Genomic DNA, 14,589 nt, shown 5'->3' with positions numbered 1-14,589 from the left:
ATTGGAAAGACCCGCCATGTTTTTGCTGCAAGCCCCCGAGGTCCGCAACCTCGACGTCTTCACCACCATGCCCGAGCACTTTCGCCGCCGCGAGCGCAGCGACTGGGCTGATGCCAACCGGGGCGGCACCATCACCGATTCGTTTCTGGAAGGCCCAGTGTTCGACGACGCAGGCAATCTCTACGTCAGCGACATCCCTTGGGGCCGCGTCTTCCGCATCAACCCCCAAGGCGAATGGGCGCTGGTGGCCGAGTACGACGGCGAGCCCAACGGCCTGAAGTTCTTGAACCCCGGCACGCTGCTCATCACCGACTACAAAAACGGCCTGATGCAGCTGGACGTAGCCACGGGCGCCGTCACCCCGTACCTGCAGCGCCGCAACAGCGAGCGCTTCAAGGGCGTGAACGACCTGATCTTTGACGCCGAAGGCAACCTCTACTTCACCGACCAGGGCCAGAGCGGCCTGCACGACCCGAGTGGCCGCCTGTACCGTCTGCGACCCAACGGCCAGCTCGATTTGCTGCTGCACAACGTGCCCAGCCCCAACGGCGTGGCCCTGTCGCCCGATGGCCGTGTGCTGTACTTGGCCGTGACGCGCGGCAACTGCGTGTGGCGCGTGCCGCTGCTGCCCGATGGCAGCGTGGCCAAAGTCAGCCAGTTCTTCACCTCGTATGGCCCCAGCGGCCCCGACGGCCTGGCGGTGGATGCCGAAGGCCGCTTGCTGGTGGCCAACCCCGGCCTGGGCTATGTGTGGGTGCTGAACCACCGGGCCGAACCGGTGCAGGTGCTGCGCGGTGCGCCGGGCAGCTCGACCACCAATCTGGCGTTTGGCGGGGCAGGGCGCACTACCGCGTATGTCACGGACTCCACCTATGGTCGCATCCTGCGCGCTGACATGGGGGCACCTGGACTGCCGTTGGCTCGCTTGCGTTAGAGCGATCTCCTGTTCGATGAATACATGGGGTGCAGTGAAATCAATGGAGTGAAGGTGTTTTATTGAAATTGACTATTGATGAGATTCAATCGATTCAATTTACCTGTCATCGTTTGCTTCCTACCATCTGTCCTGTCGATACGTTTTGCCGACGCGCTTTCACAGGAGATGACCCATGACGACAGAAGCCAAGTGCCCTTTTGACCACACCAAGGCCGTACCCACGGGCCCCCGCAATGCCGACTGGTGGCCCAATCAGCTCAATCTCCGCCCCCTGAACCAGAACTCGCCGCTCACCGACCCGATGGGTGAGGGCTTCAACTATGCCGAAGAATTCAAGAGCCTGGACTTGGCTGCCGTGAAGACCGATCTGCGCGCGTTGATGACCGACTCGCAGGATTGGTGGCCTGCAGACTTTGGCCACTATGGGCCGCTGTTTGTGCGCATGGCCTGGCACAGTGCGGGCACCTATCGCCTGGCAGACGGCCGGGGTGGCGCTGGCGCAGGGCAACAGCGTTTTGCTCCGCTCAACAGCTGGCCCGACAACGCCAACCTGGACAAGGCGCGCCGTCTGCTCTGGCCGGTCAAGCAGAAATATGGCCGCAAAATTTCGTGGGCCGATTTGATGATTCTGGCGGGCAACGTGGCACTGGAATCCATGGGCTTCAAGACCTTCGGCTTTGCGGGCGGCCGCCCCGATGTGTGGGAGCCGGACGAGAACGTGTATTGGGGCGCCGAATCCACCTGGCTCGGGGGCGACAAGCGGTACAGCGGTGAGCGTGACCTGGCCAACCCTCTCGCGGCGGTGCAGATGGGCCTGATCTACGTGAACCCCGAAGGCCCGAACGGCAACCCCGACCCGATTGCCGCCGCGCGCGACATCCGCGACACCTTTGCCCGCATGGCCATGGACGATGAAGAGACCGTGGCACTCATTGCCGGGGGCCACTCCTTTGGCAAGACCCACGGTGCGGGCGACGCTGCGCTGGTGGGCCGCGAGCCCGAAGCCGGGGGGGTCGAAGACCAGGGCCTGGGCTGGATCAGCCAGCACGGCAGCGGCATGGGCGGCGACACCATCACCAGCGGCCTGGAGGTTACCTGGACCACGACACCGACGAAGTGGAGCAACAACTTCTTTGAAAACCTGTTCGGCTACGAGTGGGAGCTGACCAAGAGCCCGGCAGGCGCGCACCAGTGGACGGCCAAGGGCGCGGCCGCAACGATTCCGCACGCCCACGATCCGTCGAAAAAGCTGGTGCCCACCATGCTGACCACCGACTTGTCGCTGCGCTTTGACCCGGCCTATGAAAAGATCTCGCGCCGCTTCCTGGCGCATCCCGAGCAATTTGCCGACGCGTTTGCGCGCGCCTGGTTCAAGCTGACGCACCGCGACATGGGTCCCCGTGCGCGTTACCTGGGAGCCGACGTGCCCGCCGAAGTGCTGATCTGGCAAGACCCAGTGCCCGCCGTGGATCACGCTCTGGTCAACGCGCAGGACATCGCCGCGCTCAAGGCCAAGGTGCTGGCATCAGGTCTGTCCATTTCGGAGCTGGTGTCCACAGCCTGGGCCTCCGCTTCCACGTTCCGGGGCGGCGACAAGCGCGGCGGCGCGAATGGCGCGCGCATCCGTCTGGCGCCGCAGAAGGACTGGGCCGTGAACCAGCCTGCGCAACTGGCCAAGGTGCTAGGTCAGCTCGAAGCCATCCAGCGCGACTTCAATGCCGCGCAGACCGGCGGCAAGAAGATCTCGCTCGCTGACCTGATCGTGCTGGCCGGTGGCGCCGCCGTTGAGGCCGCAGCGAAGAATGCCGGGCAGGAGGTGACTGTGCCTTTCACCCCCGGCCGCACCGATGCCTCGCAGGAGCAGACCGATGTACCGTCGTTCGAGGTCATGGAGCCTGTGGCCGATGGCTTCCGCAACTACGTGCGCCCCGGCCTGGAAGGCGCTGTGGCCGAGCTGCTGGTGGACCGCGCCAACCAGCTCACGCTGACGGCGCCCGAGATGACGGCGCTGGTGGGTGGCTTGCGCGTGCTGGGTGCCAATGTGGGGCAGGCGGCCCATGGTGTCTTCACGCAGCGCGTCGGCACCTTGAGCAATGACTTCTTTGTGAACCTGCTCGACATGCGCACCCAATGGCAGAAGTCGGCGAGCTCAGCCGGTGTGCTGGAAGGCGTGGACCGCAGCACTGGAGCCAAAAAATGGACCGGCACGGTGGCCGACCTGGTGTTTGGCTCCAACTCCGTGCTGCGCGCGCTGGCGGAAGTCTATGCCAGCAGCGATGCGCAAGCGGTGTTTGTACAGGACTTCGTCAAGGCTTGGACCAAGGTGATGAACCTCGACCGGTTTGATCTGGCCGCAGGCGGCGCCAACGCCTGATCTCAAGGTTTCTGCTCCATGCCGTCCAAGGACGGCGTGGGGTGAACCGAGCATGCCTTGATCGAGCCCGGTGTGTGCACTGCACGCGCCGGGTTTTCTGTTCTGTGGTTTTCAGGACGGCAGCCTCGCGCGTGCTCGCTACCATCAGGCCTTGATGTTTCAACCTTTCAAGGAGAGTGCGCGTGACAGCAACCCCGTCCAAAGACTACGAAAAAGGCCTGGCCACCCGCCGAGAGGTCATGGGTGACGATTTTGTGGACCGTGCGCTGGGCAACGCCACCTCTTTCACGCAGCCCATTCAGGAATACATCACGCGCAATGCGTGGGGCGACGTCTGGCAGCGGCCCGGGCTGGACCGCAAGACCCGAAGTCTCATCACCGTCTCCATGCTGATCGCGCTGGGCAAACAGCATGAGCTCAAGGGCCATGTGCGTGGCGCGCTGAACAATGGCGCCACCGCTGAGGAGTTGCAGGAAGTGCTGCTGCACGCCAGCGTCTACTGTGGCCTGCCGACGGCGGTAGAAGCGTTTCGCACCGCCGCTGAAGTCATCGACGGTCCGACCAAGTAGGCAGAAAAGCAGTAGAGCTGCCCGCTGGTGGCTGGTTCAGCCGCCAGCGAGCAGCTTGTGCACCAGGTCGGCGGCGGTGGACGCGTTGTACTTGCGCATGAGGCGCGCGCGGTAGATCTCCACGGTGCGGTGGCTGATCTCCAGCGCCCGGCCGATCTCCTTGGAGGTCAGCCCTTCCAGCAGTCGGGCAGCCACTTCCCGTTCGCGGCCTGTCAGCTCGGCCTTCACGGTGCGCTGCGAACTCAGGTCCTCAAAGCTCCAGATGCCCGATTCGTGCGGGGCATCGCGATTGAGTGCGCGGCCTGACACATGGCACCAGAACACTTCGCCGTTGGCGCGCTTCATGATGCGGTTGTCCGCATAGTGGCCCTTGGCATTCAGAATGGGCTCCATGTGGGCGCCGAGCCGCTCATATTCGTCGGCGCTGGGATAGAGTATCTGGAACGACTGGCCGATCAGCACCTCGCGCGAGGCGCCGAACATCTCGCAGACATGGCGATTGCAATCGACCATGGTGCGGTTGCGCGACAGCACCAGCCCCACGGGGGCCATGTCGAAAGCCAGTCGGTAATCCACGTCCATAGTGCTAATCTTTACGGAAAACTACTTATTTAAGTACGTAGTATCGTAGCGCATTCCATTCATAAGGAGATCGTGGTGAACAAGTTATTCCCCTCCGCAGCCGAGGCCCTGAAGGGCGTGGTTGCAGACGGCCAACTCATGGCTGTAGGCGGTTTTGGGTTGTGTGGCATTCCTGAGGCCTTGATCGACGCGCTGCGCGATTCGGGCGTGAAGAATCTCACCGTGATCTCCAACAATGCGGGCGTGGATGGCTTTGGCCTGGGCAAGCTGCTCGAAACCCGCCAGATCAAGAAAATGATCTCTTCGTATGTGGGCGAGAACAAGGAGTTCGAGCGCCAGTACCTGGCCGGCGAACTCGAGCTGGAATTCACCCCCCAAGGCACGCTGGCAGAAAAGCTGCGTGCTGGCGGCGCGGGTATTCCGGCCTTCTTCACCAAGACCGGCGTGGGCACCATCGTGGCCGAGGGCAAGGAGCTGCGCGAGTTCGACGGCGAAACCTACGTGATGGAGCGCTCGCTGGTGCCCGATGTGTCGCTGGTCAAGGCCTGGCGTGCCGACAAGTCGGGCAATCTGCAGTTCCGCTTCACGGCGCGCAACTTCAACCCCGCTGCGGCCACGGCCGGCAAGATCACCATTGTGGAAGTGGAAGAGGTGGTGGAAACCGGCGCCATTGCGCCCGACCAGATCCATCTGCCCGGCATCTATGTGCACCGCATCGTGCACAACGCCACGCCCGAAAAGCGCATTGAAAAGCGCACCATCACCGAAAAAGCGGGCGTTTGAGCCGCTGCCGCACAACCGTACAGAACAAGCTGGAGAAGTATCTATGTCGTGGAGTCAAGACCAAATGGCGGCCCGTGCCGCCCATGAACTCGAAGACGGCTTTTATGTGAACCTGGGCATTGGCATTCCCACGCTCGTGGCCAACTTTGTGCCGGCCGACAAAGAAGTGTGGCTGCAGTCCGAAAACGGCATGCTGGGCATTGGCCCGTTCCCCACCGAAGACGAAGTGGACGCCGACCTGATCAACGCCGGTAAGCAGACCGTCACCACCATCAAGGGCTCGTCCATCTTTGGCAGCGACCAGTCGTTCGCCATGATCCGTGGCGGCAAGATCAACCTGTCGATCCTGGGCGCCATGCAGGTCAGCGAAAAGGGCGACCTGGCCAACTGGATGATCCCGGGCAAGATGGTCAAGGGTATGGGCGGCGCGATGGACCTGGTGGCTGGCGTCAAACGCGTGATCGTGCTCATGGAGCACGTGGCCCGCAAGAAGGACGGCACTGAAGACCTGAAGATCCTGCCTCAGTGCACGCTGCCCCTCACGGGCGTGGGCGTGGTGGACCGCATCATCACCGACCTGGCCGTCATGGACGTAACCCCCCAAGGCCTGAAGGTGGTGGAGCTGGCTCCAGGCGTGACCTTCGAGGCCCTGCAGGCCAAGACCGGGGTCACGCTGATCCCATAAGCCATTGCGCTACGGGTGCAGAGACGTAGCAAAAAGGCCGGGGCCCCTCACAGGGCCCCGGCCTTTTGCATTTGCATTGGCACTTCTCACAAAGCCCTCATGCCGTACGCATGGGGCCTTGGCAATTACATGGCGTTGCCGATTTCGCCTGCAGAGATCTTGCCGGTACGCACAGCTTCAGCAGCCTGGGCACGCACGGCAGCGCGGTCAGCGGTGGACTTGTAAGTCACCACGCGCGAGCCAGCGGGCTCGATGGAACGGGTCTGGGCCACGGTAGCGGCTTCGGCAGCCACTTCAGCGCGGGTGCGGTTGGTTTCGAACTTGGTGGCGAACTGCGAAGCATCGGCTTCGTCAGCGTGGGCACCAAAGGAAGCGAAAGCGGCGACAGCGGCGATAGACAGGAAACGTGCGGTGTTGTTCATGGTGAAACTCCGAAAAATTCAAAAATAAGGGATTGGGGTACTGAGAGATACGGCGCAGCCAGGGCAGCAGATTCAGCCGCCCCTGGTCAATCAGCCGCGCTCACCCGAAGAAATCTGGCCAGTGCGCACAGCTTCAGCAGCCTGGGCACGCACGGCAGCACGGTCAGCCGTGGACTTGTAAGTCACCACACGCGAACCAGCGGGTTCGATCGAGCGGGTTTGTGCCACGGTGGCAGCTTCGGCAGCCACTTCAGCGCGGGTGCGGTTGGTTTCAAACTTGGTGGCGAACTGCGAAGCATCGGCTTCGTCAGCCTGGGCACCAAAGGAAGCGAAAGCGGCGACAGCGGCGACAGACAGGAAACGTGCGGTGTTGTTCATGATGGAAATCCTTGAAGTTAAAGAAGCGGCTCAGAAAAACCGGAGCAAAGCGCCAAAAACAAAGAAAGCTGCTTCAGACCGGGTTCGGTGAGTCGCCTTGCGGGTTCGGCTCATCGATGGGATGAACTGTACGCGGGTGGGGGGCAGAGAAAAACCACCGAGTCGCGAACTAACTGTTCCAGTATTGTGAACAATCGATTGGGAACTTTTCAGGGTTTACCCAAGACTGACATCTGCAAGCACTTCAAAAATGCTCCTAAAACTCTATCAGTCCATGCAAACCCTGATGCCAATTTGGGACAGTGACATTGGGGTGACAGGGGGCTTTGGCACCCCTGCCAGAAGGGGCTGACAAGGGCTTGGCCCGATGGTGCTGCTGTGGGCTGCGTCTCCAGTCTTGGACACAACTTCTTACCGCAGCGCATGCAGCTTGATGTGAATCAAAGTTGTGTGTCTGTACCGCGTGATAAGCGTCAGTGCCTTGCAAGAGAAACTCATATAGTGCGAGGTAACGATTTGTGTTGCTTGCATGACCGATATTCTTCTTTCAGTGGACGCAGACACCACTGACGGCTCCCACTATCTGCGTGCGCTGACCGACATGGCCGACCGACGCTCCGTGGTCGCCGAGGCTGCCATCTACACCGACAACGGCATCAAGCTGGTGGAAAAAGGGGCGCGCATCGACAGCCGCCTTTACGACCGCTTGGTCCAGCACAAGCTGCGCGAGCCCATCGACCGCCATCTGTCGATCGAAAACCCCGTGGACGTGCCCGCGCTGCTGGTCCTGGGCCAGACGCTGATCGAGCAGGAAACCCTTCCAGCCATGCTGGCCGAGGCCCTGGGCTCGGGTGCCCGGTTGCTGGCGCCCCTGCGTTCCCTGCCATTGCCTTCTGCCATGGCCTGCAAGCTCACCGTGATGCGCGACCAGCGGCCCACGCTGTTCCAGCACAGTCTGGTGATGATGACCGTAGCGGTGTTTCTGGCCATCAAGAGTGGGGTGAGTGAGCGCGACTGCAGTGCGGTGGCTGCCGCTGCATTGCTGCATGACCTGGGGGTGCTGCACATGGACCCGACCTGGGACGACCCCGATCACCGGGTCGTGGGTGTGGGGCGCAAGCACTTGGTGGCCCACCCCATCTCGGCGATGCTCATGATCCGTGACATGCAGGTGTATCCACGCGCTGCCGAGGTCGCCGTGCTGGAACACCACGAGCGCATGGACGGCAGCGGCTACCCCCGCGCCCTGGCCGGTGCCGACATCACGCCCATGGGCCGTATCCTGCTGCTGGCCGAGGTGGTGGCCGCGTTCTACGAGAAATATGACGACATGCCTGCGCAGCGGCTGTCGCTGGTGCTGCGGCTGAACCACCGCAAGTTTCCCTCTGCGCTGGTGGCGCTCATCCTGCCCTTGCTGCAGGAGGAAGTGGTCCGCGAATCGGCCCTGATGCCCCTGGGCAACGATGCCCCGCGCCAGATCGAGCTGCTGGCCCAAGCCTTTGCCTACTGGGACCAGCTCAAGGCGGTCTTGCCTCCCGACACGGTGACCAAGCCTCCAGCAGGCAGTGCCTTTGCGTTTACCGATTCCCGTCTCATGGCGTTGCAAAAAGCCTTGATCGAAGCGGGCTCTCACCCCAAGCACCAGGGGGAGCTGCTGGCGCAGCTGCAGGGCGACCCCATTGGCATGGCCGAGGTCGCGCTGGTGGGGCGCGAGGCCCTGTGGCAGCTGCAAAGCATCCTGAACGCCATCCATCGCCGCTGGCCCCAGCTCTCCGAGCGTGTCACGCCCTCGGATGCCGCGGTGGCTGACTGGTGCGACTGGGCGGTTCGCATGCTGTAGCCGGATCGGCGCTGCCGGTGCGTGGGTCGCCACCCCCGGTGGCGCGCCTCGCGCTGAGAGCGCTTGCTGGCGCCTGCCGGGAGTGCCCCGGCCGCGCCTGCTCTTGACCCGCGTACGCTGGCAATTGCACGCCGACTTTGGTGGCAGGTCTTTGCTGCCAGGTCCACCCATGCAGCAAAATACTGGTTATATTTACAGTATTCGTGTTGCCTGAACCTTTCCAACCACCATGCCTGCGCCACGCCCCTCCTTGCGGGTTGCGTCCGATTTGCCGACCGCTGTGCCGGGGGTGTGGCATGCCGACGCGCTGGGTGCAGGGCCGCAGTCGGTGCTGCCAACAGGTCATGCCGCGCTGGACGCACAGCTACCGGGTGGCGGCTGGCCGGTGGGGGCCCTGAGCGAGGTGCTGCAGCCCCTGGCGGGCTTTCACGAATGGCAATTGGTGCTGCCCGCATTGGTGCAGGCCACGGCCCGCCAGAGCGGGGCCGTGGTGCTGGTGGCGCCGCCGTGCGAGCCTTTTGGGCCGGCCCTGCAGTCGCAGGGCTTGCGGGCAGAGCGCGTGTGCGTGGTGCGCGCCGACTCTGCCATGGCGGCATTGTGGGCCGCTGAGCAGGCGCTGCGCTGCCAGGGCGTGCTGGCCGTCATGGCCTGGCTGCCCCAGGCGCAGCCTGCCGCGCTGCGGCGGCTGCAACTGGCGGCGGCCCATCAGCAGCAATTGCTTTGGGTGTTTCGCTCGGTCGATGCCTCCAATGCCTCAATGCAGGCATCGCAAGTGTTGCAGGCATCACCGGCCCTGTTGCGGCTGCAGGTGCAGGGGCTGGCCTTGCCAGGAGACGCTGCGGTAGCCCCTGGCATGCAGGTGCAGATCCTCAAGCGCCGGGGGCCGCCGTTGGCGCTGGCACTCCACTTGCCGGGCTGCCACCCCCAGTTGGCGCAGGTGCTGGTCGCTCAGGCAGAGCGGCGCCGCGCCGCGCAGGAGGCAGCCAGTGCCCTGGTGGCGAGGCGCCAGACAGCCGCTGTGCGGGGGGCCGGGGCCGTGCTGGCGCGCCCTGCGCAGGGGGGGCGACCAGAAGGGAGCGGGCATGCACTGGATCGCACTGCCATTGCCCTGGCACGATGAATCTGCCGCCCCGCCGGGCACAGGTGCAGGAATGGGCGCAGCTGCAGATGCCGCAGCGCTTAGCGCGGCCGCAGGCTGGTGGGCATTGCGCTTTACGCCGCGTGTGGCACTGGCCGATGGCGAGGTGGTGTTGCTGGAGGTGTCCACCACCGAGCGCCTGTGGGGCGGGCGCGAGGCATTGCTGGCGCTGGTGCTGCAGGCCTGGGCCGACGCAGCTGCCAGGGGCACGGGGGAGGCTGCGGCCAACGCGCCTGCCCGCAGTGCTCAACAGCAGGCCCCGGCCAGCGAATCGGCCACAGCCCAGCCGCTCTGTGCATCACCCTCTACCCCCCCTTGTTCGCCGCCAGTGTGGGGTGCCGGCCCGACGGCCTTGGTGGCCCAGGCCAGGCTACGCATGGCATTGGCAGGGCGCCCCGGCCCATCGCAGGGCCGGGTAGAGAGCCTGCCTTTGCATACCCTGACGGCGCTGCGCCCCCATGTAGCCAGCCTGGAGCGGATGGGTTGCCGCACCTGGGGCGCTCTGCAGGCTCTGCCACGTGCGGGCGTGGCGCGGCGCCTGGGAGCTGGCGTGCTGCAGGTGCTGGACCAGGCCCTGGGCGATGCCCCCGAGGCCCATGCCTGGCTGCAACTGCCCGAGCAGTTTGCGTTGACCACCGAGCTGCCCGCATTGGCCGAGTCGGCCGAGGCACTGCTGTGGAGCGCAAGCCGCTGCCTGACGGCCCTGCAGGCCTGGCTGCAGGCGCGCCAGCAGGGCGTGCTGGCACTGGAGCTGGTCTGGCGCCACGACCTGCGGCGCATCGATGGCGTGGCGTTGCCCCCCACCCAGGCGCTGCAGGTGCGTACCGCCCAGGCCATCCACGACCTGGTGCACCTGCGGCGCCTGCTGGCCGAAAGCCTCGCGCGCACCACGCTGGCCGCACCGGTCAACCAGATCATGCTGCGCCTGCTTGAATCGGCCCCGCTGCCGCACCGCAGCGCCAGCCTGCTGCCCCCTGGAGAGGTCGGGGCGCGCGGCCCTGCAAGCCATGGCAGCGCCGACCCGGCCGGTGCTCCCGGCGAGGCCCTGCACCAACTGCTGGAGCGTCTGTCGGCCCGCCTGGGAGCCGACCGGGTAGTGGCCCCGGTGCTGCTGGCCGACCACCGGCCCGAACGCATGCAGCAGTGGCGCCCGGCCGCTGACGTGCTGGGTGCGCCCACCCGTTCTGCGGCCCCCCGTGCTGGTGGCGATGCGCCGCAGTGCATCACCCCGGATGCCCCCTTGCTGCCCACCTGGTTGCTGAACCCGCCCCGGCGGCTGGCCGTCCAGGGCAACCGCCCTTGCCACCACGGCTTGCTGCGCCTGCTGGCCGGGCCCCACCGGTTTGAGGCGGGCTGGTGGTCTGCCATGGACGACGGCGTGGACCCGGCAGACCCCTGCGCGGGTCTGGCCTTGCGCGACTATTTTGTGGCCCACAACGACGTGGCGGGGCTGGTTTGGGTGTTTCGCGAGCGTCTGGCGCCATCGCCCGCTGGCGGACAGGCGGCGGCACGCCCCCACCGCTGGTTTTTGCACGGAATCTTTGGGTGAGTGGGCGGGGCGGTTGTCCATGGGCTTGATGCATCGACTCTCTTCGCAGGCCGCGGCCGTGCCAGGCCCCGCAGCGGGCGTGGGCGAACTGCCGGGCTATGCCGAGCTGCATTGTCTGTCCAACTTCAGCTTTCAGCGGGGAGCATCACACCCCAAAGAGCTGGTGGCGCGCGCTGCCAAGCTGGGCTACCAGGCGCTGGCGCTGACGGACGAATGCTCCGTCGCCGGCGTCGTGCGTGCCTGGGGTGCCGCCAAGGCCTGTGGCCTGCACCTCATCGTGGGCAGCGAGTTCTTGTGGGGCGACCTGCGGCTGGTGGCACTGGCACGCGATGCCGAGGGCTGGGGCAACCTGTGCGAGTTCATCACCGCCGCCCGGGCCGCAGCACCCAAGGGGCACTACCGCGTGGACGCGGACAGCCCCTGGCACTTGCTGCAGGGGTGCGAGCTGCTGCTGTCGCCTTGTCGCCAGCGCTTTGATGCTTCTGATTTTATAGCTGTCAGCGCATTTATAACGGGCGCTATAGGCCAATTGGGCTCAAAGTTTGACACGCACCTGTGGTTGGCGGTCGAACTGCACATGGCTCCTGATGACAGCCTGTGGCTGGCCACGCTGCAGCGTGTGGGCGCTGCGCTGCAGCTGCCGCTGGTGGCCGCGGGCGACGTGCACATGCACGCCCGTTCGCGCAAGCCGCTGCAGGACGTGATCACCGCCGTGAAGCTGGGTTGCAGCGTGGCCGAGTGCGGCTTTGCGCTGCAACCCAATGCCGAGCGGCACCTGCGCCAGCGCGTGCGGCTGGCCGGCATCTACCCACCCGAGTTGCTGGCGGCCACGCTTGCCGTGGCTGGGCGCTGCACCTTCTGTCTGGACGAGATCAAGTACCAATACCCGCTGGAGACCGTGCCCACGGGCATGACCCCTGCCCAGGCGCTGGCCTGGCTGGTGGAGCTGGGGGTGCAAAGCCACTACCCGTTGGGCGCGCCCGAGAGGGTGCAGGCGCAGATCCGCAAAGAGCTCGACCTGATCGCGCACTGCGGGTACGAGATGTACTTCCTGACCGTGCATGACATCGTGCGGTTTGCGCGCAGCGTGGACATTTTGTGCCAGGGCCGGGGCTCGGCGGCGAACTCGGTGGTCTGCTACGTGCTGGGCATCACCGCGGTGGACCCCGAGGATTCCCACCTGCTGTTCGAGCGCTTCATCAGCAAAGAGCGCAGCGAGCCGCCCGACATTGATGTGGACTTCGAGCACGACCGGCGCGAAGAGGTCATCCAGTACATCTACGACAAATACGGCCGCGACCGCGCCGCCATTGCCGCCGTGGTCACCTGCTACCGCACGCGCAGCGCCCTGCGCGACGTGGGCAAGGCCCTGGGCGTGGAGCCCGCTCTGGTCGATGCGTTTGCCAAAGACCACCACTGGTTTGACGAGACCTTTGCCACCGACCGCCTCCAGGAACTGTCCCAGGCGGTGGGCGTGTCGCTGCACCGGCACACCGCCCGGCTGTGGCTGGAGCTGGCTGCCGACCTGAAGGACTTTCCGCGCCACCTGAGCCAGCATGTGGGCGGCTTTGTGCTGACCCAGGGCAAGCTCACGCGGCTGGTGCCTGTGGAGCCTGCCAGCATGGAAAAGCGTTCCGTCATCCAGTGGGACAAGGACGACCTTGATGACATGGGCCTGCTCAAGGTCGATGTGCTGGCTCTGGGCATGCTCAGCGCGCTGCGCCGCTGCCTCAACCTGCGCGAAGCCCTGCGCGGCGAGCGCTGGGGTATCAAGGAGATCCCGCGCGAAGACCCCGCCACCTACGACATGATCTGCGCCGCCGACACCGTGGGCGTGTTCCAGATCGAAAGCCGCGCCCAGATGAGCATGCTGCCCCGCCTGCAGCCGCGCCAGTTCTACGACCTGGTGGTCGAGGTCGCCATCGTGCGGCCCGGCCCCATCCAGGGGGGCATGGTGCACCCCTACCTGCAGGCGCGCGAGCGTCGGCGCAGGGGTGAACCGCTTCAACTCGAAAAGCCCGAGCTGGAGAACGCCCTGGCGCGCACGCTCGGCGTGCCCATCTTCCAGGAACAAGTGATGCAGATCGCCATGATCGCGGCGGGCTTCACGCCCGGCATGGCCGACGACTTGCGCCGCTCGATGGCCGCGTGGAAGCGCAAGGGCGGCGTGCATCGTTTTGAAGAGCCTCTCAAACAAGGCATGAAAGACCGGGGCTACCCCGCCGAATTTGCCGACCGCATCTTCCAGCAGATGCTGGGCTTTGGTGAATACGGCTTTCCCGAAAGCCATGCCCACAGCTTTGCGCTGCTGGCCTATGCCAGCAGCTGGCTCAAGTGCCACGAGCCCGCATGCTTTTTGGCGGCGCTGCTCAACTCGTTGCCCATGGGTTTTTACAGCGCCTCGCAACTCGTGCAGGACGCCCGCCGCCACGGCGTGCGCGTGCTGCCCATCGACGTGACCGTGAGCGACATCGACTGCACCCTGGAGGGCAACCCCGAGCCGCTGCGCCCCGCACGCGGCTTGGGCGCACCGCCGCTGCCCCAGCCTGCCGTGCGCCTGGGCCTGCGGATGGTGGGCAGCCTGCACGCAGACGCTGCCCAGCGCCTGCTGCAAGCCCGCGCCACAGGCCCCGCCTTTGCCAGCACCGAAGACCTGGCCCTGCGCGCGCAACTGAGCCAGCAAGACCTGCAGGCCCTGGCCGCCGCCGACGCCCTGGCCAGCCTGTCGGGCCACCGGCGCCAGCAGATGTGGGACGCTGCCGCCCAGCACGCGGCGCCTCCCCTGTGGCGCGACGTGTCCGTGCACGAGGCCCCGCTGCAACTGCCCCAGGCGCCCGAAGGCGAAGAAATCCTGTTCGACTACGCCGCCACCGGCTTGACGTTGCGTCGCCACCCCCTGGCCCTGCTGCGCCCCCGCCTGGCTCGCTGGCGCCTGCAAACCGCCCTGCAATTGCACGGCGCCGCCCACGGCCGCAAGGTGCGCGCCTGCGGCATCGTCACCGTACGCCAGCGCCCCGGCACCGCCAAGGGCACGATGTTCGTCACGCTGGAGGACGAAACCGGCCCCGTCAATGTCATCGTCTGGCCCGCCATGGTCGATGCGTGGCGCAACGCGCTGCTGCGGTCACAGCTGCTGGCGGTGGAGGGGGTGTGGCAATGCAGCGCGGGCCCACCCGGCAGCACGGCCGTGGTGCGCCACCTGGTGGCCCAGCGCTTCAAAGACCTGACCCCGCTGCTGGGCCGCATGGGGCAGGCGTTGCAGGGGAGCCGGGACTTTCATTGACGCAGGGCCGCGTGGTTTCGCAAGAGCCCTGTGGACAGGCGCACAGCGG

At 65.5% G+C, this 14,589-nt stretch carries 12 protein-coding genes; 9 read left to right on the top strand and 3 right to left on the bottom strand.

The window, feature by feature from the left end:
- Positions 1 to 16 precede the first annotated feature (16 nt).
- The 3 genes from C8C99_RS09820 to pcaC all read left to right on the top strand — a co-directional run bounded on the left by C8C99_RS09820 (position 17) and on the right by pcaC (position 3,880).
- The gene (locus C8C99_RS09820; protein ID WP_108625639.1) at positions 17 to 934 is read left to right on the top strand and encodes an SMP-30/gluconolactonase/LRE family protein; all 918 of its coding nucleotides are present in this window, start codon (positions 17 to 19) and stop codon (positions 932 to 934) included.
- A 175-nt stretch (positions 935 to 1,109) separates the two neighbouring features.
- Positions 1,110 to 3,311: a catalase/peroxidase HPI gene (gene katG / locus C8C99_RS09815; RefSeq protein ID WP_108625638.1), complete on the top strand. Its 2,202-nt coding sequence runs from the start codon at positions 1,110 to 1,112 to the stop codon at positions 3,309 to 3,311.
- A 182-nt stretch (positions 3,312 to 3,493) separates the two neighbouring features.
- Positions 3,494 to 3,880, top strand: a complete 387-nt coding sequence (pcaC, locus tag C8C99_RS09810) for a 4-carboxymuconolactone decarboxylase (RefSeq protein ID WP_108625637.1) — start codon at positions 3,494 to 3,496, stop codon at positions 3,878 to 3,880.
- Between the two features lie 36 nt (positions 3,881 to 3,916).
- Here pcaC and C8C99_RS09805 read toward each other — a convergent pair whose 3' ends face one another.
- The gene (locus C8C99_RS09805; RefSeq protein ID WP_056640630.1) at positions 3,917 to 4,462 is read right to left on the bottom strand and encodes a PAS and helix-turn-helix domain-containing protein; all 546 of its coding nucleotides are present in this window, start codon (positions 4,460 to 4,462) and stop codon (positions 3,917 to 3,919) included.
- Between the two features lie 75 nt (positions 4,463 to 4,537).
- Here C8C99_RS09805 and C8C99_RS09800 point away from each other — a divergent pair, with 75 nt between their 5' ends.
- Positions 4,538 to 5,245: a CoA transferase subunit A gene (locus C8C99_RS09800; protein WP_056640632.1), complete on the top strand. Its 708-nt coding sequence runs from the start codon at positions 4,538 to 4,540 to the stop codon at positions 5,243 to 5,245.
- Between the two features lie 43 nt (positions 5,246 to 5,288).
- Complete coding sequence (locus C8C99_RS09795) at positions 5,289 to 5,930, top strand: CoA transferase subunit B (RefSeq protein WP_108625636.1); 642 nt, start codon at positions 5,289 to 5,291, stop codon at positions 5,928 to 5,930.
- Between the two features lie 125 nt (positions 5,931 to 6,055).
- Here C8C99_RS09795 and C8C99_RS09790 read toward each other — a convergent pair whose 3' ends face one another.
- The gene (locus C8C99_RS09790; protein WP_108625635.1) at positions 6,056 to 6,352 is read right to left on the bottom strand and encodes a DUF4148 domain-containing protein; all 297 of its coding nucleotides are present in this window, start codon (positions 6,350 to 6,352) and stop codon (positions 6,056 to 6,058) included.
- A gap of 90 nt (positions 6,353 to 6,442) precedes the next feature.
- The gene (locus C8C99_RS09785) at positions 6,443 to 6,730 is read right to left on the bottom strand and encodes a DUF4148 domain-containing protein (protein WP_108625634.1); all 288 of its coding nucleotides are present in this window, start codon (positions 6,728 to 6,730) and stop codon (positions 6,443 to 6,445) included.
- A 529-nt stretch (positions 6,731 to 7,259) separates the two neighbouring features.
- Here C8C99_RS09785 and C8C99_RS09780 point away from each other — a divergent pair.
- The 4 genes from C8C99_RS09780 to C8C99_RS09765 all read left to right on the top strand — a co-directional run bounded on the left by C8C99_RS09780 (position 7,260) and on the right by C8C99_RS09765 (position 14,540).
- Positions 7,260 to 8,570, top strand: coding sequence for an HD-GYP domain-containing protein (locus tag C8C99_RS09780; RefSeq protein ID WP_108625633.1), 1,311 nt, complete (start codon positions 7,260 to 7,262; stop codon positions 8,568 to 8,570).
- Positions 8,571 to 8,799: 229 nt separating this feature from the next.
- Positions 8,800 to 9,690, top strand: coding sequence for a translesion DNA synthesis-associated protein ImuA (gene imuA, locus C8C99_RS09775; protein ID WP_056645004.1), 891 nt, complete (start codon positions 8,800 to 8,802; stop codon positions 9,688 to 9,690).
- A complete protein-coding gene (locus C8C99_RS09770) occupies positions 9,653 to 11,257 on the top strand; it encodes a hypothetical protein (protein ID WP_056645000.1) in 1,605 nt (534 codons plus the stop codon). The genes imuA and C8C99_RS09770 overlap by 38 nt, the downstream gene beginning before the upstream one ends.
- Before the next feature lie 28 nt (positions 11,258 to 11,285).
- Positions 11,286 to 14,540 (top strand): error-prone DNA polymerase, encoded by a 3,255-nt coding sequence (locus C8C99_RS09765; protein ID WP_108627111.1) that lies wholly within the window; start codon positions 11,286 to 11,288, stop codon positions 14,538 to 14,540.
- The last annotated feature ends 49 nt before the right edge of the window (positions 14,541 to 14,589 follow it).

This window comes from Acidovorax sp. 107, assembly GCF_003058055.1.
In the GTDB taxonomy this organism is placed as follows: domain Bacteria; phylum Pseudomonadota; class Gammaproteobacteria; order Burkholderiales; family Burkholderiaceae_C; genus Acidovorax.
Note: the sequence above shows the minus strand (reverse complement) of the source record. Positions and strands in the feature narration are given on the sequence as shown.

What these genes read in the sequence shown, in the direction of transcription:
- C8C99_RS09820 (WP_108625639.1), top strand. Translation starts at nt 17, where the DNA reads ATGTTTTTGCTGCAAGCCCCCGAGGTCCGCAACCTCGACGTCTTCACC.
- katG (WP_108625638.1), top strand. Translation starts at nt 1,110, where the DNA reads ATGACGACAGAAGCCAAGTGCCCTTTTGACCACACCAAGGCCGTACCC.
- C8C99_RS09805 (WP_056640630.1), bottom strand. Translation starts at nt 4,462, where the DNA reads ATGGACGTGGATTACCGACTGGCTTTCGACATGGCCCCCGTGGGGCTG.
- C8C99_RS09795 (WP_108625636.1), top strand. Translation starts at nt 5,289, where the DNA reads ATGTCGTGGAGTCAAGACCAAATGGCGGCCCGTGCCGCCCATGAACTC.
- C8C99_RS09790 (WP_108625635.1), bottom strand. Translation starts at nt 6,352, where the DNA reads ATGAACAACACCGCACGTTTCCTGTCTATCGCCGCTGTCGCCGCTTTC.
- C8C99_RS09785 (WP_108625634.1), bottom strand. Translation starts at nt 6,730, where the DNA reads ATGAACAACACCGCACGTTTCCTGTCTGTCGCCGCTGTCGCCGCTTTC.
- C8C99_RS09780 (WP_108625633.1), top strand. Translation starts at nt 7,260, where the DNA reads ATGACCGATATTCTTCTTTCAGTGGACGCAGACACCACTGACGGCTCC.
- imuA (WP_056645004.1), top strand. Translation starts at nt 8,800, where the DNA reads ATGCCTGCGCCACGCCCCTCCTTGCGGGTTGCGTCCGATTTGCCGACC.
- C8C99_RS09770 (WP_056645000.1), top strand. Translation starts at nt 9,653, where the DNA reads ATGCACTGGATCGCACTGCCATTGCCCTGGCACGATGAATCTGCCGCC.
- C8C99_RS09765 (WP_108627111.1), top strand. Translation starts at nt 11,286, where the DNA reads ATGCATCGACTCTCTTCGCAGGCCGCGGCCGTGCCAGGCCCCGCAGCG.